Origin of the sequence: Mesorhizobium loti, from assembly GCA_014189435.1 — a bacterium.
Lineage (GTDB): Bacteria > Pseudomonadota > Alphaproteobacteria > Rhizobiales > Rhizobiaceae > Mesorhizobium > Mesorhizobium loti_G.
Genome location: CP050293.1, coordinates 5426095 through 5449175, shown reverse-complemented (window position 1 = coordinate 5449175; position 23081 = coordinate 5426095). Strand labels below are relative to the sequence as shown.

Here is a 23081-nt window from a genome sequence, read left to right as displayed (position 1 = left end):
GGGTCCCATCTAAGCTGAAGGTTTGGCGAACAGCGCCTGCAATTTGCTGAACGGCATGGCGGCGCGGGTGAAGCCGAACGTGCCGTCATGCTGGATCTCGCGTGCCGCCGTTTCCAGCATGCCATACGCGAAATTGGTCAGCCACGGCCCGAGCGAGACGCGCTTGACGCCGGCCATCGAAAGATCGGCGATCGTGAAGCCGGGCTTTGCCATGACATTGACCGGCTTGCTCACCGCCGAGCAGACCGTGCGGATCATCTCGACGTCGCCGATGCCCGGCGCATAGAGCACGTCGGCGCCGGCCTTCTCGAAGGCCTGCAGCCGCTTGATCGTGTCGTCGAGGTCGGACTTGCCCCACAGGAAATTCTCGGCGCGCGCGGTGAAGACGAAATCGCGCTTGAGCGCCCGCGCCGCCTCCACCGCCGCCGCAACGCGTTCGACCGCGTGCGCAAAATCATAGATCGGCTTGTCCGGATCGCCAGTGTGGTCTTCGATCGAGCAGCCGGCAAGACCGGCCGCTTCGGCCGCGAAGATGGTTTCGGCGGCCTGCTCGGCGCTATCGCCCTTGCCTTTCTCGAGGTCGGCGGAGACAGGCAGGCTGGTCGCCGCCGTCACCTCGCGGCAATGATGGATCATCTGGTCGAAGGTCACCGCGCCGTCCGGCAGGCCGCGCGAAAGGGCAAAGCCGGCGCTGGTCGTCGCCAGCGCCGTGAAGCCGAAGGAGCCGAGCAGCTTCGTCGTGCCGATATCCCAGGGATTGGGCATGACGAAGGTCGAGGCATGCAGGTCGCGAAAGATCTTGCCCTTATCCATGGTAGTTCCCCCATCATGTGCGGTGTTATTAAGTGGATTTTATCCTGCCCCCTTTGACCGGGCAAACGAATGCGGTTGGCTCAGAAGCGTTTGGCGTTCTCTCCTGCCAATTTGTCCAGCGCGTCGGAATCCTTGGCGTAGCGCGATGTCTTCTTGTCCCAGCGATAGGTGACGGAAATCGCGTGGGACTCTGGTTTGGGCGGCTGGTCGTCGCAGCTTTCGTCGCTCGGCACCGTGGCGTCGGTCACCGTCACCTTGATCGCGGCATGGCGTTGGCCCTCGGCGATGGCTTTGAAGGCAATGTCCTGCGTCCGGCTATAGGCACACACGTGCTCATTGAACATGTAGATGATGTCGATCAGCTTCAACTTGTCCTTGGTAACCATAATCAGCGGGACGATGATGTAGTTCTGGTTTGAATTGGAATGCGAACTCTCGATCGCGAGGATGTCATCATTGGCGCCGACGGCGAGCTTGCCGGGTTCGCGGAAATAGGTGCTGCGGTCGAGGGCGACATTGGCAGCGTCGAGCAATTTCGGCTTGCCCGTAATGTCGTACAACGCCAGCACCGCATAGCCCTCGGCGCTATCGGAGGAATCACCGAGATCGAACAGCATGGTCAAGCGGTCCTTGCCGCCAGCCCTGATGGCAAGCACCGCGGCGTTGGAAAAGCCCGAGGTCTCGGGAGGCGAGCCGCCGCTGCCGGGCCCCTCGATATGGCGCATCTTGATCGGCAGCCCGCCCCTGTAAAAGCCATTCTTGTCGGCGGCAAGATCAGGAATGACCATCCTGGCGAGGTCGAGATAGGTGACGTCTTTTTGGCCGGGCAGTGGGCTGCCGAGTTCCGGAAGGCTGGCATCTTGGGCAAGCGCTGCGGTCCATAGCAATGGCAGCAGCATCACGGCGAGGATGAAGCGAAGCAGGTTCGTTGGCATGGTCGTCGCCTCAGGCTGTCGGGCGCGGAACGTAGCACAGCCCACCAAGCCGTCCAGTCGGGACGATGATCAGTGGATCGGCACCAGCCCGGCCAGTTCGCGCATGTCGTCGAACAGGATGCCGCCGGCCTGGATCAGGCCGTCGCGGTCGGAATAGGGATCGGCATGGTAAGAAAACACCCGCATGCCGGCGGCAATGCCGGCCTGCGTGCCGGCGACGCTGTCCTCGATGACGATACAGTCGGCGGGCGCGAAGCCCATGGTCTTGGCCGCAAGTAGGAACAGGTCGGGAAACGGCTTGCCGCGCCCGACCATGGTCGAAGAAAACATCGCGTGTTCGAACAGCGGCAACAGCCCGGTCTGGCCAAGCGTGATGTGCATCTTCGACACCCGGGCCGAGGTGGCGACGCAATAGGCGATACCGGCGGAACGCACGGCTTCGACAAACTCGCGGACGTAAGGGATCGCCTCGACGCCATGGGCGAACAGGTCCGGCAGGCCGGCATTCCAGCGATCGACGAAATCGGCGCCGAGCCTGACGCTGGTCTCTGCTTCGATCTCTTTCTGCACCGACGCCATGCTGCGGCCGGAGAAATTCTTGCGGCAATATTCGAAGCTTGTCGGGTAGCCGGCAGCGGTCAGCCATTCGGCGAGGCGCCGATTGGCCAAGTTCTCTGTATCGACCAGGATACCGTCGCAGTCGAAGATGACAAGTCTAGGCAGTTCAGACATCAGGCGGTGCCGGTCGATCCGAACCCGCCCGCGCCACGCGCCGTGCCGCCGGCCAGAGTGCGCTCTTCCACGGCAGCCTGGGACACCGCCGCGAAGACGATCTGAGCGATGCGCATGCCGCGCGTCACGGCAAAGTCCTCGTCGCCGAGATTGATCAGCAGTACCTTCACTTCGCCGCGATAGTCGCTGTCGATGGTGCCGGGCGTGTTGAGAACGGTAAGCCCATGTTTGAAAGCGAGGCCCGAGCGCGGCCGTACCTGACCTTCCATGCCTTCCGGAATTTCCAGGATCAGCCCGGTCGGCACCAGAGCGCGCTTTCCTGGCAGGATCAGCAGCGGCCGGTCGTCGGGCACCGCGGCGCGCAGATCCATGCCGGCCGCACCGGTGCTTTCATAGGCAGGGAGGGGAAGTCCTTCACCATGCGGCAACCTGACGAAGCCGACGGTCGGACCGATGACGGAGGGAGTTTGAAGGGCTGGGCGCATAAAATCGATCCTATCGGCGCGAACGGCGATTCGGTCAACTCGACTGTAATTCTATCAACGGCTTTCTTTTGGGCGGCACTGTGACCCGGTTTCGGGCACAGGAGTTTTGATAAGTTTGTTGCGCTGAAGGATTGCGTGCTTTGGCGATTGGCGAAACGTTCATGCTTCGTCATCCTCGGGCGGAGCAAGGAGCGTAGCGACGCGGCGCAGACCCGAGGATCCATGCCGCGACTTCAAAGCGTCGCTACGGTGCAGAGTTCTGCTCCGCTGCATTCCTTGGTCAAGGTCGCGGCATGGATCCTCGGGTCTCCGCGACGGACCTTCGCTCCTGCTCCGCCCGTGGATGACGAAGGTGGAGAGGCTTTGGCTAATTTCGAACGTCTGAGATGGTTGGCTGGAAATGACGAGATGTTGGCTGCCGACAGCGTCCAACCTGTCGTCCCAGGTGCACCGCCATTACCTCAGTTCCATCGGAACCACCGTAGTCTCCTTGATCTCCTCCATCACGAACGACGCGGAAACGTCGGACAGCGCCACCTTGGCGATCAGCCGCTGGTAGAGCCGATCATAGGCCTTCACGTCGGCGACGCGGGCGCGCAAGACATAGTCTAGGTCTCCGGACATGCGGTAGACGCCGGTGATCTCGGGAAAGCCGGTCACCGCCGCCCGGAATCTCTGCAGCCACTCCGGATCGTGGTTGGACGTGCGGATCAGGATGAAGACGGAAAGGCCAAGCCCGAGCTTTTCGGCATCGACAAGCGCCACCCGGCCGGTGATGACGCCATCTTCCTCCAGCCGCTTCACCCGGCGCCAGCAGGCATTGCGCGACAGCGCCACCCGTTCCGACAGCTGGTCGACCGACAGCGTACCGTCGCGTTGCAACTCGGTGAGCAATTTTCGGTCGATTTCGTCGATTTCTAACGCCATGTGGGATGTTTGTCCCAACAATAGGCTGATTACAAGGATAATTTGAGACCAATGAACCGTCGAAGCGTGTCAGGATACTCATATCAGGAACTTCCAGCGCTGAAGGGGAACCAGCATGTCGGTCGCAAGCATCTTCACCTCTCACCCGGCCAAGGTCGGCGAAACCTATTTCGGTCACATGGCTTTTGCCGCCTGGTTCTCGTCGCGCCTGTTGCTGGCGGCGGGCGCCGCGCTCGTTCATGCTTTCTTGCCATTTCTGTTTGAAACTACCGCCAGCCGAATCGTTCGCGAACTTTACGAGCGGACGCACAACAGAGGCACACACGCGACCAAGGAGCCTTCGGCTCTTATGGATCGCGCCTAGAGGACGACAGAAGCGATGTGCCGGTGGGCGGCCTATCTGGGTGAAGCGGTCTTTCTCGAAGACATCCTCACCGCGCCCTGTCACTCGCTGATTGCCCAGAGCCATTGCGCCCAGGAAGCGAAATCGCCGACCAATGGCGACGGCTTCGGCCTTGCCTGGTATGGCGACCGCCCGGAGCCGGGTCTCTATCGCGATATCCTGCCGGCCTGGTCGGACCCCAATCTGAAGAGCCTGTGCCGGCAGATCAAATCCGGCCTGTTCCTCGCCCATGTGCGTGCGTCGACAGGCGGCGCCACCAGCCGTATGAACTGCCATCCGTTCATCGCAGGTCCCTGGTCGTTCATGCATAACGGCCAGATCGGCGGCTTCGAAAAGATCCGCCGCGCGCTGGAGAACTCGCTATCCGACGCCGTCTTCGACCAGCGCGAAGGCACCACCGATTCCGAACTCTTTTTCCTGCTGATGATCGACGAGGGATTGGCCACCGATCCGCAAGGCGCCGTCTCCCGCGCCACCAGCCGCGTGCTCGAAGCCTCGCGTCGCGCCGGCCTCGAACCGGCGCTGAAACTCACCGCCGCCTTTTCCGACGGGCAGGCGCTGCATGCGGTGCGCTACGCCACCGACGCTCATGCGCCGACGCTCTACACTTCTGTCCTCCGCAAGGGGGGCGGCCGCTGCATCGTGTCCGAACCCTTCGATCGCGAGGGCGGCGACTGGCAGGCGATCCCGCCGGCAAGTTTTGTGACGATGACGCGGGACGGCATCAGCATACGCCCGTTTGCTCCGGCTGCGACGAAGCTGGCGCTGGTCGGGTAGGCGCTATTTGCGGCAACACCGCGGGACAGCGCCCCCCTCTGGCCTGCCGGACGTTCGTCGTTCGGAAAGCCAAGCAATTGGCTTTCCGTCCGCTACGCGGACCACTCCTCAACCCCCACAAGTGGGGAGATTGGCTGTTATCGCGGCTTTCGCCAATCTCCAACGTTTGAAAGATGACGCGGCCAGCGAAGCTGCCGATCTCCCCACTTGTGGGGGAGATGTCCGGCAGGACAGAGGGGGGCGCCGTAGAGCGCCGACATTGGCAGCACAATTCCGATCAAACGCCGTAGACTCTCGAATGCTCAACTCCGCTTGAAATCGCGGCGCTATCCGCCATCTTGATCAGGCGAGCGCGGCCAAGCTGGAGCATTCGCATGGACCTCGTCTTCTCCTCAACCGTCGATCTCGCCGCCGCCATCGCCACGCGCAAAATCTCCGCCGTGGAAGCACTCGACGCGCATCTGGCGCAGATCGATGCGCACAACCAGGCCGTTAACGCCGTCATCTCGCTCGACAGGGAAGGGGCTCGCAGCCAAGCCAGAAAGGCCGACGCAGCCCTGGCGCGCGGCGAGGCCCTCGGACCTCTGCATGGCGTGCCGTTCACGCTGAAGGACATGCACGAGACGGCAGGCATGAAGACCACGGTCGGCTTCCCACCCTTCGCCGATTATGTCGCCAGGCAGGACAGCCCGGTCGTTATCAGGTTGAGGGCGGCCGGCGGCGTGCTGATGGCCAAGACCAATGTCGCCACGATGCTTTCGGACTGGCAGTCGAACAATCCGCTGTTCGGCCGCACCAGCAATCCCTGGAATCTCCAGCACACGGCAGGCGGTTCCAGCGGCGGCGCGGCGGCGGCACTTTGCTCGGGGATGACGACGTTCGATGTCGGCACCGACATGCAGGATTCGATCCGGCTGCCGGCCTCTTTCTGCGGTGTCTACGGCCTGAAGCCAACGGAGCATCGCGTCTCGCTGGCCGGCGCCTTCCCCGATCCGGGAGGTGCTGCACGCAGCGTGCGGCTGATGTCCTGCCTCGGGCCGCTGGCGCGCAGCGTGGAAGATTTGGCGCTGATCTACCAAATCATCGCCGGTCCGGACGGAAGCGACACCGATCTTGCGCAGGTGCCGGTCGAGGACATGTCGAAGCTCGACCTCAGGACATTGCGCATCGCCTTCGCGCCGTCCTTTCCCGGCTTTCCGGTAGCCGGTGACATCAGTGCCGCGGTCGAAAACCTCGCAAGGCAGCTGCAGGGCGCCGGCGCCGTCGTCGAAGCAGCAAAACTGCCGAAACTAGATCTGCACGACGATCTGGAGCAGGGCGGCGCGCTGATCGGCATGATGATGGAGGCCGCCCAGCCGGAGCCGCCAGAGGAACCGACACCGGTTTCGCGCTGGTTCGAGGCGCTCGCCCGCCGCGACGGGTCCATTCTCGCCTGGGAGCGGTTTTTCGAAACCTATGACGCGCTGCTTTGCCCGGTCGCCATGACAACAGCTTTCCCGCATTGCGAGCCAGGCACGCCGATCGAGGTCGACGGCACGGAGCAGAGCTACTGGATGCTGCCGGCCTATGGCGCCGTGTTCAACTATAGCGGCCATCCAGCCCTTTCCATCCCATGCGGACAGGACAGCGATGGCTTGCCGATCGGCCCTGCAACTGGTCGGCAGACGCTGGTCGGAGTCGCGGCTGCTCGGCATCGCCAAGGCAATCGAATCTTTGGCCGGCGGCTTTCGTCGTCCACTCGGCTATTGAGCGAAGCGCGACAATCCATAGGGAGCAAGCAGCGGGTCGCGCTCGCCGTCGAGGATTTCCCTTGCGGCGAACAGTCCGACGGCCGGCGCCAGCGTGATGCCGGAATGCATGACCGCGACATAGACACCGTCCACGCCCTCGGCGCGGCCGATGATCGGAAAGCCGTCGATCGGCGTCGGCCGGTAGCCGACAGTGTGGAAATCGAGTTTCAGCCCGTCGCTGTCGCGCAGCATGGCTTTCATGGCCGCAAACAGCGCATGGGCGGTGGCTTCGGCATCCATTCCCGGGTCGGCTCCGCCGAAATCCGAGCCGGCGATGATGCGACCTTCCGGTGTCTGGCGCATGTGCAGCCGCTCGGCCAGCACCAGTCCGTTGAGCAGCTTTTTGGAGGGCCGCGAATGGACGATCAGGCCGGGCGGTGTTTCGATCGGCAGGTTGATCCCGGCCGTCGCGGCAATCTCCGGCGAGCCGACGCCGGCAGCGATCACCACCTCGTCTGATGCAATCAGGCCATGCGATGTGTCGACGCCGGTAATCCTGCCGCCGGTCTGGACCAGCGCCGTCGCCGTGCTGGAGATGACGCGAGCGCCGCGTCCTTCGGCATCTGCCAGCAGTGCTTTCGTGGCTGCGACAGGCTCGGCCACACCCTCTTCAGCGACGTGCAAGGCAAAATCCGGAAGCTCGGTGAGATTGGGCTCGATGCGCGCAGCCTCTGCGCGGTCGACTTGGCTGATGCCGTAGCCCCAGGCGGAATGCCCGGTGGCATAGGCTTCCATATCGGCCGCCGACAAATCCCAGCACAGGCCGCCGCACCAGGACAACGGCAGGCCCGGCAGGTCCCGTGCCAGCCGCGTCCACTCAGCCATCGCGCGGGTTCGCAGCCGGAAATAGGGCTCCGGATTGCCCCAGCTGGCGTTGATCCAGGCAAACGAATTTGGCGTCGCCACGCCACCGGCAGGACTGTCGGCGATGACCGTCACCCGCGCACCCGCCCGGCTCAGATGCCAGGCGATGGAGGCGCCGATGATGCCGGCACCGATGACGATCACTTGTTTCGCCGCAGTCATGCTTGCTCCTCTTCCTCGTGACGCACACCCAAGTGCCACCGTGTTCGCCACTTGCCAACATCGAGCAGCGCAAAATATTCGGCAATGCGCCGGCCTCAGCCACAGTGTGACGAGCTGCATGGCTGTAACGGAGAGGGTGGTCCGCGCCGGACCGGTCGACAGCCCGGCACTGCGCTGCTAGAAGCCCGGCCTGTCACACGGAAATCCCAGAGAATGCCCGAAGCAATAGAAGAAGAAGTGGCGCGCCGCCGCACCTTCGCGATCATCGCGCACCCGGACGCCGGCAAGACCACGCTCACCGAAAAGCTGCTGCTGTTCGGCGGCGCCATCCAGCTCGCCGGCGAGGTCAAGGCCAAGAAGGACAAGATCCAGACCCGGTCGGACTGGATGAAGATCGAGCGCGAGCGCGGCATTTCGGTCGTCACCTCGGTGATGACCTTCGAGTATGAGGACAATGTCTTCAACCTGCTCGACACGCCCGGCCACGAGGATTTCGCCGACGACACCTACCGCACGCTATCGGCGGTCGACTCGGCCGTCATGGTCATCGACGCCGCCAAGGGCATCGAGCCGCGCACGCTGAAACTGTTCGAGGTCTGCCGGCTGCGCGACATCCCGATCATCACCTTCGTCAACAAGATGGACCGCGAAAGCCGCGATCCGTTCGAGATTCTCGACGAAATCGAACAGAAGCTGGCGCTCGACACCGCGCCGATCACTTGGCCGATCGGCCGCGGCAAGACCTTTTCCGGCACCTATCACCTTGCGCTGAACGCCGTGCGCAAGGGCGACGATGAGAAGGAACGCACACCGGTCAACGGCCCCGATTCCAACCGCGTCGCCGGGCTGCTGCCGGAAAACGAGCGCGAGGCCTTCATCGAGGAACTGGAGCTCGCGCGCGAAGCCTGCCGGCCGCTCGACATCGAAGCCTTCCGCGAGGGTCACCTGACGCCGGTCTATTTCGGCTCGGCGCTGCGCAATTATGGCGTCCGCGACCTGATCGAGGCGCTCGGTGCCTTCGGCCCGCCGCCGCGTGCGCAGGAGGCCGACACCCGCAAGGTCGAGGCGACGGAGGAGAAGATGACGTCCTTCGTCTTCAAGATCCAGGCCAACATGGACCCCAACCACCGCGACCGTATCGCCTTCGTCCGCGTCTGCTCGGGCAAGCTCGAGCGCGGCATGAAGGCCAAGCTGGTGCGCACGGGAAAGCCGATGTCGCTGTCGGCGCCGCAGTTCTTCTTTGCCCGCACCCGCGTCACCGCCGACGAGGCTTTCGCCGGTGACGTCGTCGGCATTCCCAACCACGGTACGTTGCGCATCGGCGACACGCTGACCGAAGGCGAGGAGATATTGTTCCGCGGCGTACCGAATTTCGCCCCGGAAATCCTGCGCCGCGTCCGCCTGGGCGATGCCATGAAGGCCAAGAAGCTCAAGGAAGCGCTGCACCAGATGGCCGAGGAGGGCGTCGTGCAGCTGTTTTCGCCCGAGGATGGATCGCCTGCCATCGTCGGCGTCGTCGGTGCGCTGCAGCTCGACGTGTTGAAGGAGCGGCTGAACTTCGAATACACGCTGCCGGTCGAATTCGAGATGTCGCGCTTTTCCGTGTGCCGCTGGATTTCGGCCGACGACAAGGCCGAGGTCCTGCGCTTCATCGAGGCGCATCGTGGCGACATCGCCCGCGACCTCGACAACGACCCGGTGTTTTTGGCCCAGCACGCCTTTTCATTGAACTACGAAGCCGAACGCTGGAAAGCGATCCGCTTCGCCACGATCAAGGACTATCAGGTCCGCGACAAGGCGGCTTGAAGTTCTCCCTTCTCCCCGTTTTACGGGGAGGTGAGGAGAGGCCCGCGCAGCGGGGGAAAAGCCAATTGCTTGGCTTTTCGAACGACGAACGCCCGAAGAGCGGATGAGGGGCAGCGCCGACCTCAAGGACCAATGGGCTCCTATGCCCCCGGCCCGTCGCAGGCTCCCAGCCCTTCGGGCTGAAAGCGGACCGGGTCTTCACCGTTCGAAGCTCGAAAAGCCAAGCAATTGGCTTTTCGTCCGCTACGCGGACCGCTTCTTACCCCTTCGCTGCCTCTTCGATCTTGGCGATGTCGATCTTGCTCATCTGCATCATCGCCGACATCACGCGGCCGGCCTTGGCCCGGTCCGGATCCAGAAGCAGGCGCGGCAGTTGCTCCGGCACGACTTGCCAGGAGATGCCGAACTTGTCCTTCAGCCAGCTGCATTGCGACGGTTCGCCGCCACCTTCGATGAGCTTGTCCCAGAAATAATCGACCTCTTCCTGCGTCTTGCAGTCGATCGACTGCGACATCGCTTCGGTGTGCTTGAATTGCGGTCCGCCATTGAGCGCCTGGAACTGCACCCCGTCGAGTTCGAACGTGGTCACCAGCACTTTGCCTTCATCGCCGTGGCCTTCGGGCCAACGCATCACGCTCAGCACCTTCGAATTCTTGAAGATGGACACGTAGAAATTCATCGCCTCTTCGGCCTGGTCGTCGAACCACAGGCAGGTGGTGATCTTTTGCATGTCGTGCTCCTCGGGATGTTTTGGTTGCGGTTACGGTGAAACGGCTGACTCCGGGAATGGTGCCATTCCTTGCCGTCTGCCCCAAGGACGGCCATGCGCGGCGCGATCCGACAGCGGCCTGCAATTTTTTTCGGCATCCGGTTTTTGGAGGAATCTGGCGCATTGCAAAATTGTGGCCAGGCCGGGCTTGCGCGTCTATAACGCCTGCGGTCCGAATTCAGCTCCGCCGCGCCATTCCCAGGCTGCGGCCAGCCACCAAGGAAAAAACATGCCTGCCTATCGTTCCCGCACCACCACCCATGGCCGCAACATGGCCGGCGCCCGCGGCCTCTGGCGCGCCACCGGCATGAAGGACTCGGATTTCGGCAAGCCTATCATCGCGGTGGTCAATTCCTTCACCCAGTTCGTGCCGGGCCATGTCCACCTGAAAGACCTCGGCCAGCTGGTCGCGCGCGAGATCGAGAAGGCCGGCGGCGTCGCCAAGGAGTTCAACACAATCGCCGTCGATGACGGCATCGCCATGGGCCATGACGGCATGCTCTATTCGCTGCCGTCGCGCGAGTTGATCGCCGATTCCGTCGAATACATGGTCAACGCGCACTGCGCCGACGCCATGGTCTGCATCTCCAATTGCGACAAGATCACGCCCGGCATGCTGATGGCGTCGTTGCGCCTCAACATCCCGACCGTCTTCGTTTCCGGCGGGCCGATGGAAGCCGGCAAGGTGGTGCTGGCCGGCAAGACGCAGGCGCTCGACCTGGTCGACGCCATGGTCGCGGCCGCAGACGACAAGATCTCCGACGAGGACGTCAAGGTCATCGAGCGCTCGGCCTGCCCGACCTGCGGCTCCTGCTCGGGCATGTTCACCGCCAATTCGATGAATTGTCTGACCGAGGCGCTTGGCCTGTCGCTGCCCGGCAACGGTTCGACATTGGCGACGCATGCCGACCGCAAGCGGCTGTTCGTCGAGGCCGGCCATCTCATCGTCGATCTCGCCCAGCGCTATTACGAGCAGGACGACGAGACGGCGCTGCCGCGCAACATCGCCTCGAAGGGCGCCTTCGAGAACGCCATGACGTTGGACATCGCCATGGGTGGTTCGACCAACACCGTGCTGCACATCCTGGCCGCCGCGCATGAGGGCGAAATCGACTTCGATCAGGATGACATCGACGCGCTGTCGCGCAAGGTGCCGGTGCTGTGCAAGGTTGCTCCGGCCAAGTCCGACGTCCACATGGAGGACGTCCATCGCGCCGGCGGCATCATGGCCATCCTTGGCCAGCTCGACAACGCCGGCCTGCTCAACCGCGACCTGCCGACGGTGCATACGTCAACGCTCGGCGAAGCGCTCGATCACTGGGATATTTCGCGCACGACCAGCCAGAGTGTGCGCGATTTCTTCCTCGCCGCGCCTGGCGGCGTGCCGACGCAGGTCGCCTTCAGCCAGGACCGCCGCTGGGACGAGCTCGACCTCGACCGCGAGAAAGGCGTCATCCGCTCGGCAGAACACCCCTTTTCCAAGGATGGCGGCCTCGCCGTGCTGAAGGGCAATCTGGCGCTCGACGGCTGCATCGTGAAGACGGCCGGCGTCGATGAATCGATCTTGAAGTTCACCGGCCCGGCCCGCGTGTTCGAAAGCCAGGACGCCAGCGTCAAGGCGATCCTGTCCAACGAGATCAAGGCCGGCGATGTCGTCGTCATTCGCTATGAAGGACCGCGCGGCGGCCCCGGCATGCAGGAAATGCTCTATCCGACCAGCTATCTGAAGTCGAAAGGCCTCGGCAAGGCCTGCGCGCTGGTCACCGACGGGCGCTTCTCCGGCGGCACGTCGGGCCTGTCGATCGGCCATGCGTCGCCGGAAGCCGCCGAAGGCGGGCTGATCGGGCTGGTGCAGGAAGGCGATACGATCGAGATCGACATCCCGAACCGCAGCATCCGCCTCGCTGTCGATGACGCGGAACTCGCTGCCCGCCGGGCGGCGATGGAGGCCAGGGGCGCCCTGGCCTGGAAGCCCGAGGAAAAGCGCAAGCGCAAAGTGACGACCGCCTTGCGCGCCTATGCCGCCATGGCGACCAGCGCGGCCAAGGGCGCTGTCAGGTTCGTGCCGGAATAAATTAGGCTGCGGTCCGACCTCCCCCTTGTGGGGAGGTCGGACCGAAGGTCCGGGTGGGGGGTGGCGCCGCCCCCCGCTGCTTCGCAGCTACCCTCCCCACAAGGGGGAGGGTAGGCTCGTCTCACGGCATCAGCTGATACTCGTAAAGCTTCTGGTAAAGCCCGCCCTGCTTGAGCAATGCCTTGTGCGAGCCGCTTTCCACCACCTTGCCGGCTTCGAGCACCACGATGGTGTCGGCCTGGTGCACGGTCGACAGACGGTGCGCGATGACGATCGTCGTGCGGCCTTCCGTCAATTGCTGCAGCGCGTCGCGGAACAGCGCTTCCGATTCGGCGTCGAGCGCGCTGGTCGCTTCGTCCAAGAGCAGGATCTCGGCATTGCGCAGCATGGCGCGTGCGATCGAGATGCGTTGGCGCTGGCCGCCCGACAGCAGGCCGCCATTCTCGCCGACATCCGTCTCGTAGCCTTTCGCCTGAGCGCTGATGAAGTCATGGGCGTTGGCCGCCTTGGCGGCGGCGATCACCTCTTCGTCGGTCGCGCCCTCGCGCCCAAGCCGGATGTTGTGCATGATGGTGCCGGCAAACAGGAACGTATCCTGGCTGACATAGGCGATCTTTTCCCGCAGCGACGCGAGCGTCGCATGGGAGATGTCCTGGCCATCGAACAGCACCTTGCCGCTCTGCGGATCATACATGCGCATGATCAGGTTCAGAACGGTCGACTTGCCGCCGCCGGAAGGCCCGACCAGCGCCGTCATCTTGCCGGGCGCAAGCGTCAGGTCGAACCTGTCCAGCACCGGCGGGCCATTCTGGTAGGCGAAGTCGACGGCGTCGAACCGGATCTCGCCCGGCCCGGCCAGAAGCGGCTTCGCGTCCGCCTTCTCGACCAGGGTCAGCGGCTGGTCGGCGAGCTCGAACATCATGCGCACGCCGACAATGCCGCTTTCCAACGCTATGCGCACGCGCGCAAGGCGCTTTGCCGGCTCATAGGCAAACAGGAGCGCTCCGATGAAGGCCATGATGTTTCCCGGCATCTGGCCGCCCTGCAAGACCAGGAAGCCGCTGACGAAGATTGCCCCGGCGATCGCCAGTCCGGCCAGCGTCTCCATCACCGGGCTTGTCGCAGCCTCCAGCGTCGCGATGTTGTTGGCCCGGTTCTCGACGTCCGACACGGCCTTGTACATCCGGTTGCGCATTGCACCTTCGAGGTTGAAGGATTTGACGACGCGCACGCCCATTGCCGTTTCCTGCATCACCTGCACGATCTGGCCGACCGAGCGAAACTCCATCGCGGCGAACTTGCGAACACGTTTCAGGATGCGGTTGACCCCGTAGATAGCCAAGGGGCCGACGACGAAGCAGATGAGAGACAGGGCTGGCTGCTGCCAGACCATGACCCCTACCAGGACAACCAGCGACACCAGGTCGCGCACATAGGACGTGACAACGAGGTCGAGCACGTTGCGCGCCGCCTGCGCATTGTTGGTCATGCGGGTGATCAGGTCGGACGACGAGGTCGAATGGTAGAATTCGATGCCTTGCGCCAGGACGCGATCGTAGATCTTGCGCTGCCGCTCGGCGATGATGGCGTTGCCGACCCGGCTCATGAAATAGGCCTGGATGAAATTGGCGAGGCCCTTGAGGATGAAGATCGCGGCGACCCCCGCCGCAATCAGGTTGACGCGGTCCATCCGCTTGAAGACCACGAATTCGTCGGTGATCTCTTTGAGAATCCAGGCGCTGGCGCCGGTCGTCGCGGCCACCACGAGCATCGACAAGATCGCGGCGCCGTAGCCAAACCTGTGCTGGTAAAAGGATTCCCGAAGCAGCCTGGCAACAAGGCGCTGGTTTTCCGTCGAGCGGAAGAAACGAAACAAACGGCGGATCCTTGAAACCGGGACAACGAAGGCGGCTTATAGAGGGAGTTGCGGCCGGATGGAACCATGCGCGGCCGCCGCGGACAAACCGCTGTTGCAAGCGGCATCGACGGGATGCGATTTTCAGCCTCGGCCATATCAGATGATTCTTTTGACGGGATGACGACAGATGGATTTCGACCTTATCGTTCGCGGCGGCACACTGCCTGATGGCAGGGTTGCCGATATCGGCATCAGCGGCGAGACGATCGCGGCGATCGAGCCCAGTCTGCAGGGTTCCGCGCGGACCGAGGTTGACGCCCATGGCAATCTGGTCTCGCCGCCCTTCGTCGATCCGCATTTCCACATGGACGCGACGCTCTCCTACGGCATTCCGCGCATCAACGCGTCGGGCACGCTGCTCGAAGGCATTTCACTGTGGGGCGAATTGAAGCCGCTTTTGACGCATGACGCGGTGCGCGACCGTGCGCTTGCCTATTGCGACTGGGCGGTGTCGATGGGCCTGCTCGCCATCCGCACCCATGTCGATGTCTGCGATGACCGCCTGCTGGCGGTCGAGGCGCTGCTCGAGGTCAAGAAGACGGTCGCCCCCTACATCGATCTGCAACTGGTCGCCTTCCCGCAGGACGGGTTTTATCGCTCGCCGACGGCACGTGAAAACACCATCCGCGCGCTCGACATGGGCGTCGACATCGTCGGCGGTATTCCGCATTTCGAGCGCACCATGGCCGACGGCACGCGTTCGGTAACGGAGCTGTGCGAGATCGCGGCCAGGCGCGGCCTGATGGTCGACCTGCATTGCGACGAGACCGACGACCCGCTGTCGCGTCACATCGAACAGCTTGCCTATGAGACGCAGCGTCTTGGCCTGCACGGCAGGGTGGTCGGCTCGCACCTCACCTCGATGCATTCGATGGACAATTACTATGTCTCGAAGCTGCTGCCGCTGATCGCCGAAGCGGGTGTCTCGGCCATCCCCAACCCGTTGATAAACATCATGCTGCAGGGCCGCCATGACACCTTCCCGAAGCGCCGGGGTATGACTCGGGTCAAGGAAATGCAGGCGCTCGGCATCCGCGTCGGCTGGGGTCAGGATTGCGTGCTCGATCCCTGGTATTCGCTGGGCACCGCCGACATGCTCGACGTCGCCTTCATGGGCCTGCATGTCGCGCAAATGTCGAGCCCGGCCGACATGGCGCGCTGCTTCGACATGGTCACCAACGTCAACGCGTCGATCATGGGGCTCGATCATCTCGGCCTGGCGGTCGGCAAGCGCGCCAGCCTTGTCGTCCTCGACGCCGGCAATCCGGTCGAGGCCTTGCGCCTGCGCGCCGAGCGCCTGTGCGTCATCGCCAGGGGCAAGGTGGTGGCGGAGCGGACGAAGCAGGAGACCAGGCTGTCCATCGGTGGAAGGCCGGGAATGGTGAACCGGCGGCACATATCCGCCTAGATCCAGCCGAATCCCGGCGCTGGCCTTGCCGATTTTCGGATTTCGCCTCGTCAAAGCCGCCGCTTCCGTCTACGACGCGGCTTACGCAAGGGAGGAATCGGGGTCGGCATGACGCAGCCCGTGGCGCAGAATTCGATGATCAGGAACGTGCTTTTGGCCGGCATTCTGTTGATGCTGGCCGGCGACTTCCTGTTTGCGCTGAACGACGCCATGGGCAAGTGGCTGGTCGCCAGCTTCTCCGTCGGCCAGGTCGTGCTGATCCGCTCCATCGGCGCCTTCTTCGTGCTTGGCCCGATGATCGCCCATCAGGGCACGGCCAAGCTGTTTCGCATGGAACGCCTGGAACTGCAGCTGCTGCGCGTTGTCATGACCACGCTCGACACCGCGCTCTTCTACGCCGCCGTGGTCTATCTGCCGCTTGCCGACGTGATGAGTTTCTACATGGCGGGGCCGATCTACGTTGCGGCACTCTCGCATCTGTTGCTTGGCGAAAAGGTCGGATGGCGCCGCTGGATGGCGATCCTGCTCGGCTTCTGCGGCGTGCTGATCATGCTGAAACCGTCCTCGGCGGCGTTCTCGCTGTCATCGGGCTTTGCGTTGGTGGGGAGTATCTCCTTTGCCTTCGCCATCATCCTCAACCGGCGGCTGCGTGGCACCAGCGACACCAATCTGGTGACATGGCAGACCATCGGCACGCTGCTGGTCGGCGGTGTGCTGACCATCGGCGCCTGGCAGACGCCGTCGACGCTCGACCTTGGCGCCATGCTGCTGCTCGGCATCGTCTCCTGCGGCGCGCATCTGATGATCACCAGGGCGCTCAAGCTGGCACCGGCCTCGACGCTGGCGCCGCTGCACTACACGCTTCTGCTGTGGGCGGTGGTGTTCGGGCTGGTGTTCTTCGGCGACGTTCCCGGCCCGCGCATCCTGATCGGCTCGGCTATTGTCGTCCTCGCCGGCATGTTCATCTTCCACCGCCAGAAGGTGGTCGAGACCACGGTGCCACCGGAGAACGTGCCGAAGGGCGTGAACTAGGGGTCAGGCTCAACCCTGACGTATAGCCGCCAGGTGCCGTGAAAACTCCGACGTCTCCATCAGCGCCTTGCAGCGCGCAAACCGCCCGTCGGCATAGGCACGGAAATCGTCGACCGGGTTGTTGTTGGCGAGCTGGATCAGGCCCCACAGCGTCCACAACAGGTCGCACATCGCCTTGTAGATGACGATGCGGCCGCGCTCCGCCGGCCTGGCCTCGCCGCCGAAATAGGCGCGCATCATCTCTTCGTCCTGCACAGGATCGAATTTGCCTTCCACGGAGAGGTCGCCAAGGTCCCAGAGCGGATCGTTCATGCCCGAATATTCCCAGTCGACGATCCACATCCGCTCGCCGGTGTCGAGGAAGTTCTCGCACAGCGGATCGCAGTGACAGGCGACGAGAGGCAGCGGATGGGCGGCCAGCGCCGACCGCACCGTCTCGGCCTCGCGCACCACGTCATGATAACCGGTGGGCAGGGCGACATCCCTCGTCGACAGCACTTTGAGATAGTCGTCGATCATCGCAAACAATTCGAAGCGGAAGGGAAACACCGCGCCTGAATCGTGCAGCTTGCGAAAAGCCTCGCCGGCTCGCGCCGGACTGCCGGCTCGTGTCTTGAATTTTTCCGGTGACATCGTCTCGGCGCTGGCGATGAAACGCGTCACCATCACTCCGGTGCCGGGGTCGACATGCAGCACCTGCGGGCTGACCCCCGCTTTTGCCGCTTCGCGTGCGGCCACCGCTTCGTTGGCCCGGTTGATGTATTCCTCGGTGCCCTTGCCGGGAATGCGCAGGCAGAATTCGCCGGCCTTGAAGACCAGATTGGTGAGGCCGCCGAGCCGTTCCAGCGGCCCGGTGTAGCCGGTCAGCATCGGAATGGCGGCCAATGCCGCACGCGCCTCGTCTGTCACCATGCCTGCGCCCCCACGCTGTTATTTGTCGCGGCGACGGTTCCACAATTTTCGTGCTTTGGCTATCATCCCTGTGAGACCCAAGGAATGGTGGACAGGACAAAAGTGGCGGACAGCAAACATCATGGCGCGCTTGGCGCTGCCTATGCGGCGAAGCGACCCGAAGAGGTGGCGGCACTCTATGACCGCTGGTCGCAAACCTATGACGCCGACATGTCGGCCGCCGGCTATCGTCATCCGACGATCTGCCTGGCACTGCTGGCCCGCCATCTGCCGCGCGGTGCCGCACCGCTGCTCGATGCCGGGGCCGGCACTGGACTGATCGGCGAATGGTTGAACATTGCCGGCTATCCCCAGGTCGAGGCGCTAGACATTTCTGAAGGCATGCTGGCCCAGGCCGCACGCAAGGGCGTCTATTCGGCGCTTCATTGCCTGGCGCTGGGCGGTCATCTGCCCTTTGCCGACGATGCCTATGCCGGAGTGATCTCGGCTGGCGTCTTCACCTCGGGTCATGTCGGCGTCGAGGGGCTGGACGAACTGATCCGCATCTGCCGGCCGGGCGGGGTGATCGTGCTCACGGTCAAGAACACGTTGTGGGATCAGGGCTTTGCCGCGCGCATTGCCGAACTCGAGGCGCAAGGCCTCGTCACCCGCGTCGAGGAAACGCGCCCCTACGTCTCCATGCCGGGCGAGGCCGACACCGTGCCAAGCCGCGGTCTCGCTTTGCGCGTGAACTAAATTAGGCTTTCACCTTGGCGCCTGCCGGATCGTACATCGGCTCGAGATGGATCTTGGCCGGTGTCCGCTCCATCGCGACCACCAGTTCGTAGTCGCCCGAGGTGAGAAAATCGTCGCTCACCCCGTCGGCGTTGCGCACATAGCCGTAGCCGATGTTCCTGCCCAGCGTGTAGCCATAACCGCCGCTGGTGAGATAACCGACGGGCTGGCCATTGCGCAGGATGGTTTCGCGGCCGAGCAGCACGATCTCGGGATCGTCGACCGTGAAGCCGGCAAAGCGTTTCTTCAACGCCGCGCCGCTGGCCGTCTCGATCGCGCGCCGTCCAATGAAATCGGTGTTCTTGCGCAGCTTGACCGCCCAGCCGAGTCCGGCTTCCTGCGGCGTGTCGTTGGGCGTGATGTCGGAGCCCCAGGCGCGATAGCCCTTTTCCAGACGCAGCGATTCCAGCGCCCTGTAGCCGACCGGGCGGATGCCGTGCTTTTTGCCCGCCGCCATCAGCGCGTCGAAGACTTCGCCGGTGGCCGCAATCGGCACATGCAGTTCCCAGCCGAGCTCGCCGACATAGGTGACGCGCAGCGCCCGAATTGTGTGGCCGGCTATGGCGATCTCGCGCACATGGCCGAATGGGAATGCCGCATTCGACACGTCGGCCTCGGTCACGGCCGAAAGCACGTCGCGCGCTCGAGGACCCATCAGCGACAGCGTGCCGAAGTCTTCAGTGACATCGACAAGCGTGGCCCTGAGCCCTTCGCCGATATGGTCGCTGATCCATGAGGAATCATGCGTGCGGAAACCGGTGCCGGTGACGATGTAGAATGTCTCCTCGGCCAGCCGCGCCACGGTGAGATCCGCTTCGATGCCGCCGCGCGTGTTGAGAAGCTGGGTATAGGTCAGCCGGCCGACCGGCTTGCTGACATCGTTGGCGCAGATCCAGTCCAGCGCCTTCAGCGCGTCGGGTCCGCTCAACTCGTATTTGGCGAAGGACGATTGGTCGAAGATGCCGACCTCTTCGCGCACGTGGCGATGTTCGTCGCCGACTGCCGCGAGCCAGTTCTGCCGACCCATCGAATAGATGTCCTGCGGCTCGACGCCTTGCGGCGCGAACCAGTTCGGCCGCTCCCAGCCGAGCTTCGAGCCGAACACGGCATTTTGCTGTTTCAGCCTGTCGTAGAGCGGCGAAACGATGTGCGGCCGCCCGCTGGCATACTCCTCATGTGGGAAGCCGATCGTATAGTGCTTGCCATAGGCCTCCAGCGTGCGGTCGCGGACCCACTGCCGGTCGCGGTGCAGGCTGGAAAAGCGCCTGATGTCGACAACCCACAGGTCGAGCGGCGCTTCGCCATCGACCACCCACTGCGCCAGCACCCAGCCGGCGCCGCCACCCGAGGCGATGCCGAAGGCGTTGAAGCCGGCGCCGACAAACATGTTCGCGCATTCGGGCGCTGTGCCGAGAATGAAATTGCCGTCCGGCGTAAAGCTCTCCGGCCCGTTGATCATCTGCTTGACGCCGACGGTTTCCAGCGCCGGTACGCGCGCGATCGCCTGGCTCATATGCTGTTCGAAATGGTCGTAATCGTCGTCGAACAGCCGGAACTCCCAATCGTTAGGCACGTCGCCCCCCGGGAGACCGGTCGTCCAGGCCTGCGGGTTCGGCTCGTAGCCGCCCATCACCAGCCCGCCGACCTCCTCCTTGAAATAGGTGCGCCGGTCCGGGTCGCGGATGGTCGGCGCGTCGGTCGCCAGTCCGTCGATCTTCTCGGTGATGATGTACTGGTGTTTCACCGGCTGCAGCGGCACGTTGATGCCGGCCATTGCCCCGACCTGCCGCGCCCATTGGCCGGCGCAGTTGACCACCTTGTCGCAGGCGATGTCGCCCTTGCTGGTCTTGACCACCGTGATGCGGCCGTCCTTCATCTCGAAGCCGGTGACGCGCACATCCTCGAACAGTTTGGCGCCATGCATGCGCGCGCCCTTGGCCAATGACTGCGTGATGTCGGAGGGGCTCGCCTGGCCATCGGTCGGCAGCCAGGAGGCGCCGACGAGATCGCCGGTTTCCATGAGCGGCCACATCGCCTTGACTTCCGCCGGCGACAGCAATTGCATGTCCATGCCGAAGCTTTTTGCCGTCGTCGCCAGCCTTTTGTACTCGGTCCAGCGGTCGGCATTGGTGGCGAGCCGCAGGCACCCGGTCATCTTCCAGCCGGTGGCGAGGCCAGTCTCGGCCTCCAGTCCCTTGTAGAGGTCGACGGAGTATTTCAGCACGCGGGTGATCGAGGCCGATGAGCGCAGCTGCCCGACGAGTCCTGCGGCGTGCCAGGTCGAGCCCGACGTCAGCTTGCCCTGCTCCAGCAGCACCACATCGGCCTTGTGGTCGCGCGCCAGATGATAGGCCGTCGAGCAGCCGATGATGCCGCCGCCGATGACGACGATCGCGGCCTGGCTGGGCAATGTCATGATTTCTGTATCCCGTACTTCGTTCTGTAGTTTTCCAGCGCCGCGTCGAGCCGCGTCAGGTTTTCCTCGGTGTAGGCGACGTAGTCGATGCCGGGCGCGTCGAGATAAAGCTCGGACACCATGCTCCACATCGCCTCGCGCAGCAGCGAGGCGCATTGCATGGCCGCGTGCGAACGGCGGATCGCTTCGTCCGGTTCCTTCATGAAATAGGCGGTCAGGAAGGCGAAGGATTCCTCATCGCTCATGCCGGCGTTGGAGGCCACGCCGGCGAGGTCGAACATCGCCGTGTTGAAGCCGGCATATTCGAAGTCGATCAGCCACAGCCTGTTGCCGTCGTCGAGAATGTTGGCCGGCAACAGATCATTGTGGCCAAAGACGATCGGCAACAGTTTCTGCGCGCGCTCCAGTTCGTCGGCCAGCGTCAGCAGGCATGGCAAGTCGCTGCGCTTGCGGCTGCCGCCTTCTTCAAGCGTGCGCGCATAGTCGCGAATGACATGGAACACCCAGAACATGAAGCCGGCGCCCGAGACGTGATTGGGCATATCCCGGTGGAAGGCGCGCATCAGGGCAGCGACGCGGCCGAGATTGGCGCGCACATCCTCGGCGAGATAGGTCTTGGCGCCGAGAAACTCCGTCACCAGGATGCCCGGTTCGGCATGGCGGACGGCTGGCGCGAAACCGGCGGCATGCGCCGCCCGCGCCGTCATGACCTCGCGCTCGCGAAAGACATGGTGGAACGGATAGTCCTTGCCGAAGCGCACGACATGTTTGCCGGCAGCGTCCTTGACGACATAATTGGCATTGCTGAGGCCGCCGGGCAGCGGCGCGATCTCGATGCTGCCGGTCCAGCAAGGCAGGGCGCGGATGCGATCTTCGGCGGTCACGGAATCATTCCTGGTTTGCTGGGCTTCGACAAGGCGCCATGGACAGCGCGACGGCAGCAGGGTGAAACACAAAAAATCTCGTCGGTGCGGGATGCCAGGATCGGTATCCCGCACCGCACCGACGAGCCCCTTGGCCAGGTTTTTGAGCCCGGCATCCGCCCCCGCGGATCTGAAAATTCCTTGCACCAGGCACGTTCCAAACGGCCTGATCACTGAGTTCCGGCTCTGCCATCACCCTCCAGTCGGAGATCCGAACTCTGTTGATGTCCTTGATTTCACGCCAGGGTTGCCCGCTTGTCAACAAAAAGATGTGACTTTTTTTGGGTATTTTGCCCGAAATCAAAAGATAGTTCCTTTAAAAGAACTCGAATTACCTTAGAATCGGTCAAAAGCCTCAGTTCGGGAAACCAGATGGCCCAGTCCAAACGACACGGCGAGATCCTGCGGCTCGTGCAGGAAGAGGGCACCGTCACCATCGCCAGTCTGGCCGACCGGCTGGGCGTGTCGCTCGAAACCGTGCGCCGAGACGTCAAGCCGCTCACCGGTGACGGCTCGGTCCTCAAGATGCATGGCGCCATCGGCCTGCCGTCGATGGTCGGCGAAGCACCGTTCGAGCGGCGCATGCGTGAGAACGCCGACGCCAAGCGCGTCATCGCCCGCATGGTCGCCGCCACCATCCGCGACGGGGAATCGATCATGCTCGACACCGGTACGACGACCTCGTTCCTTGCCCGCGAACTGCTTGGCCACCGGCGCCTGACGGTCGTCACCAACTCGTCTGATATCGCCCGCACGCTGGCCACCATCAACGGCAACAAGGTCTACATGGCCGGCGGCGAGCTGCGCAGCGATTCCGGCGCTGCCTTCGGCGCCTCGGCGATCGACTTCGTCAGCCGCTTCTCGGTCAGCCACGCTATCATTTCCACCGGCGCCATCGATGCGGTGATGGGCGTCATGGACTATGATCTGGAAGAGGCCGAGTTCGCCCGCATGGTGCTGTCGCGCGGCCAGCGTTCACTCGTCATCACCGACCACTCGAAGTTCGGCCGCCTTGGTCTGGTCCAGGTCTGCGGCTTCGACAGCTTTTCCGAACTCGCCAGCGACCGCTCGCCGCCGCGCGACATAGCTGCCGCCCTGGCACAGGCCGGCGCGCGGCTCAGCATTGCCGGCGAGGAAGCCGGGTTTTAGCCGAAGACCGTC

Annotated in this window: 19 protein-coding genes, 1 tRNA gene and 2 pseudogenes; 10 read left to right on the top strand and 12 right to left on the bottom strand. The window is 63.6% G+C overall.

The features are described 5' to 3' along the window. Nucleotides 1–9: 9 nt before the first annotated feature. The 5 genes from HB777_26095 to HB777_26075 form a co-directional block, all read right to left on the bottom strand. Nucleotides 10–813 (bottom strand): oxaloacetate decarboxylase, encoded by an 804-nt coding sequence (locus HB777_26095; GenBank protein QND67051.1) that lies wholly within the window; start codon nt 811–813, stop codon nt 10–12. An 80-nt stretch (nt 814–893) separates the two neighbouring features. Then, the gene (locus HB777_26090; protein ID QND67050.1) at nt 894–1748 is read right to left on the bottom strand and encodes a hypothetical protein; all 855 of its coding nucleotides are present in this window, start codon (nt 1746–1748) and stop codon (nt 894–896) included. 69 nt (nt 1749–1817) lie between these two features. Further along, a complete protein-coding gene (locus tag HB777_26085) occupies nt 1818–2480 on the bottom strand; it encodes an HAD family phosphatase (GenBank protein ID QND67049.1) in 663 nt (220 codons plus the stop codon). Then, nucleotides 2480–2965: a dUTP diphosphatase gene (gene dut / locus HB777_26080; protein QND67048.1), complete on the bottom strand. Its 486-nt coding sequence runs from the start codon at nt 2963–2965 to the stop codon at nt 2480–2482. Before dut ends, HB777_26085 begins: the two co-directional genes overlap by 1 nt. Nucleotides 2966–3421: 456 nt before the next feature. Then, complete coding sequence (locus tag HB777_26075) at nt 3422–3892, bottom strand: Lrp/AsnC family transcriptional regulator (GenBank protein QND67047.1); 471 nt, start codon at nt 3890–3892, stop codon at nt 3422–3424. A 115-nt stretch (nt 3893–4007) separates the two neighbouring features. On the opposite strand from HB777_26075, the gene HB777_26070 reads away from it, so the two are divergent. After that, entirely contained in the window at nt 4008–4256 is a 249-nt protein-coding gene (locus tag HB777_26070; protein ID QND67046.1) for a hypothetical protein, read from the top strand. 15 nt (nt 4257–4271) lie between these two features. Then, a pseudogene (locus HB777_26065) lies at nt 4272–4805 on the top strand (class II glutamine amidotransferase). On the opposite strand, the gene HB777_26060 reads toward HB777_26065, so the two are convergent. Beyond that, nucleotides 4792–4882, bottom strand: a tRNA-OTHER gene (locus HB777_26060). The pseudogene HB777_26065 and the gene HB777_26060 sit on opposite strands and share 14 nt — an antisense overlap. On the opposite strand from HB777_26060, the gene HB777_26055 reads away from it, so the two are divergent. Together HB777_26055 and HB777_26050 are read left to right on the top strand one after the other, a co-directional pair. After that, nucleotides 4863–5072 (top strand): hypothetical protein, encoded by a 210-nt coding sequence (locus HB777_26055; GenBank protein QND67045.1) that lies wholly within the window; start codon nt 4863–4865, stop codon nt 5070–5072. The genes HB777_26060 and HB777_26055 overlap by 20 nt on opposite strands. A 374-nt stretch (nt 5073–5446) precedes the next feature. Next, nucleotides 5447–6821 (top strand): annotated as a pseudogene (locus tag HB777_26050) (amidase). Here the strand turns inward: HB777_26050 and HB777_26045 are convergent. Then, on the bottom strand, nt 6815–7888 hold the full coding sequence (locus tag HB777_26045; GenBank protein QND67044.1) for an FAD-binding oxidoreductase: 1074 nt from the start codon (nt 7886–7888) through the stop codon (nt 6815–6817). The pseudogene HB777_26050 and the gene HB777_26045 overlap by 7 nt on opposite strands. Before the next feature lie 213 nt (nt 7889–8101). On the opposite strand from HB777_26045, the gene HB777_26040 reads away from it, so the two are divergent. Next, the gene (locus tag HB777_26040; GenBank protein QND67043.1) at nt 8102–9694 is read left to right on the top strand and encodes a peptide chain release factor 3; all 1593 of its coding nucleotides are present in this window, start codon (nt 8102–8104) and stop codon (nt 9692–9694) included. A gap of 259 nt (nt 9695–9953) precedes the next feature. Here the strand turns inward: HB777_26040 and HB777_26035 are convergent, their stop codons facing one another. Continuing rightward, nucleotides 9954–10424 carry a VOC family protein gene (locus HB777_26035; GenBank protein ID QND67042.1) on the bottom strand — a complete coding sequence of 157 codons (471 nt, stop codon included), beginning with the start codon at nt 10422–10424 and terminating at the stop codon, nt 9954–9956. A gap of 268 nt (nt 10425–10692) precedes the next feature. Here HB777_26035 and ilvD point away from each other — a divergent pair, with 268 nt between their 5' ends. After that, nucleotides 10693–12537 carry a dihydroxy-acid dehydratase gene (gene ilvD, locus HB777_26030; protein ID QND67041.1) on the top strand — a complete coding sequence of 615 codons (1845 nt, stop codon included), beginning with the start codon at nt 10693–10695 and terminating at the stop codon, nt 12535–12537. A 121-nt stretch (nt 12538–12658) separates the two neighbouring features. Here ilvD and HB777_26025 read toward each other — a convergent pair whose 3' ends face one another. Then, on the bottom strand, nt 12659–14413 hold the full coding sequence (locus tag HB777_26025; protein ID QND67040.1) for an ABC transporter ATP-binding protein: 1755 nt from the start codon (nt 14411–14413) through the stop codon (nt 12659–12661). Between the two features lie 169 nt (nt 14414–14582). On the opposite strand from HB777_26025, the gene HB777_26020 reads away from it, so the two are divergent. Together HB777_26020 and HB777_26015 are read left to right on the top strand one after the other, a co-directional pair. After that, nucleotides 14583–15863, top strand: coding sequence for an amidohydrolase family protein (locus HB777_26020; GenBank protein QND67039.1), 1281 nt, complete (start codon nt 14583–14585; stop codon nt 15861–15863). Nucleotides 15864–15971: 108 nt separating this feature from the next. Then, nucleotides 15972–16895 carry a DMT family transporter gene (locus HB777_26015; GenBank protein QND67038.1) on the top strand — a complete coding sequence of 308 codons (924 nt, stop codon included), beginning with the start codon at nt 15972–15974 and terminating at the stop codon, nt 16893–16895. Between the two features lie 9 nt (nt 16896–16904). Here the strand turns inward: HB777_26015 and HB777_26010 are convergent, their stop codons facing one another. Beyond that, entirely contained in the window at nt 16905–17807 is a 903-nt protein-coding gene (locus HB777_26010; GenBank protein QND67037.1) for a phosphotransferase family protein, read from the bottom strand. A gap of 102 nt (nt 17808–17909) precedes the next feature. Here HB777_26010 and HB777_26005 point away from each other — a divergent pair, with 102 nt between their 5' ends. Further along, nucleotides 17910–18542, top strand: coding sequence for a class I SAM-dependent methyltransferase (locus HB777_26005; GenBank protein ID QND67036.1), 633 nt, complete (start codon nt 17910–17912; stop codon nt 18540–18542). 1 nt (nt 18543) lies between these two features. On the opposite strand, the gene HB777_26000 is transcribed toward HB777_26005, so the two are convergent. Then, complete coding sequence (locus tag HB777_26000; protein ID QND67035.1) at nt 18544–20997, bottom strand: FAD-dependent oxidoreductase; 2454 nt, start codon at nt 20995–20997, stop codon at nt 18544–18546. Further along, nucleotides 20994–21881 (bottom strand): phosphotransferase family protein, encoded by an 888-nt coding sequence (locus tag HB777_25995; protein ID QND67034.1) that lies wholly within the window; start codon nt 21879–21881, stop codon nt 20994–20996. Before HB777_25995 ends, HB777_26000 begins: the two co-directional genes overlap by 4 nt. A gap of 411 nt (nt 21882–22292) precedes the next feature. Between HB777_25995 and HB777_25990 the strand changes: the two genes are divergently transcribed. Next, entirely contained in the window at nt 22293–23069 is a 777-nt protein-coding gene (locus HB777_25990; GenBank protein QND67033.1) for a DeoR/GlpR transcriptional regulator, read from the top strand. The last annotated feature ends 12 nt before the right edge of the window (nt 23070–23081 follow it).

What these genes read in the sequence shown, in the direction of transcription:
- ilvD (QND67041.1), top strand. Translation starts at nt 10,693, where the DNA reads ATGCCTGCCTATCGTTCCCGCACCACCACCCATGGCCGCAACATGGCC.
- HB777_26040 (QND67043.1), top strand. Translation starts at nt 8,102, where the DNA reads ATGCCCGAAGCAATAGAAGAAGAAGTGGCGCGCCGCCGCACCTTCGCG.
- HB777_26070 (QND67046.1), top strand. Translation starts at nt 4,008, where the DNA reads ATGTCGGTCGCAAGCATCTTCACCTCTCACCCGGCCAAGGTCGGCGAA.
- HB777_26075 (QND67047.1), bottom strand. Translation starts at nt 3,892, where the DNA reads ATGGCGTTAGAAATCGACGAAATCGACCGAAAATTGCTCACCGAGTTG.
- HB777_26020 (QND67039.1), top strand. Translation starts at nt 14,583, where the DNA reads ATGGATTTCGACCTTATCGTTCGCGGCGGCACACTGCCTGATGGCAGG.
- HB777_26010 (QND67037.1), bottom strand. Translation starts at nt 17,807, where the DNA reads ATGGTGACAGACGAGGCGCGTGCGGCATTGGCCGCCATTCCGATGCTG.
- HB777_26035 (QND67042.1), bottom strand. Translation starts at nt 10,424, where the DNA reads ATGCAAAAGATCACCACCTGCCTGTGGTTCGACGACCAGGCCGAAGAG.
- HB777_26015 (QND67038.1), top strand. Translation starts at nt 15,972, where the DNA reads ATGACGCAGCCCGTGGCGCAGAATTCGATGATCAGGAACGTGCTTTTG.
- HB777_26085 (QND67049.1), bottom strand. Translation starts at nt 2,480, where the DNA reads ATGTCTGAACTGCCTAGACTTGTCATCTTCGACTGCGACGGTATCCTG.
- HB777_26045 (QND67044.1), bottom strand. Translation starts at nt 7,888, where the DNA reads ATGACTGCGGCGAAACAAGTGATCGTCATCGGTGCCGGCATCATCGGC.
- HB777_26000 (QND67035.1), bottom strand. Translation starts at nt 20,997, where the DNA reads ATGACATTGCCCAGCCAGGCCGCGATCGTCGTCATCGGCGGCGGCATC.
- HB777_25990 (QND67033.1), top strand. Translation starts at nt 22,293, where the DNA reads ATGGCCCAGTCCAAACGACACGGCGAGATCCTGCGGCTCGTGCAGGAA.
- HB777_26095 (QND67051.1), bottom strand. Translation starts at nt 813, where the DNA reads ATGGATAAGGGCAAGATCTTTCGCGACCTGCATGCCTCGACCTTCGTC.
- dut (QND67048.1), bottom strand. Translation starts at nt 2,965, where the DNA reads ATGCGCCCAGCCCTTCAAACTCCCTCCGTCATCGGTCCGACCGTCGGC.
- HB777_26090 (QND67050.1), bottom strand. Translation starts at nt 1,748, where the DNA reads ATGCCAACGAACCTGCTTCGCTTCATCCTCGCCGTGATGCTGCTGCCA.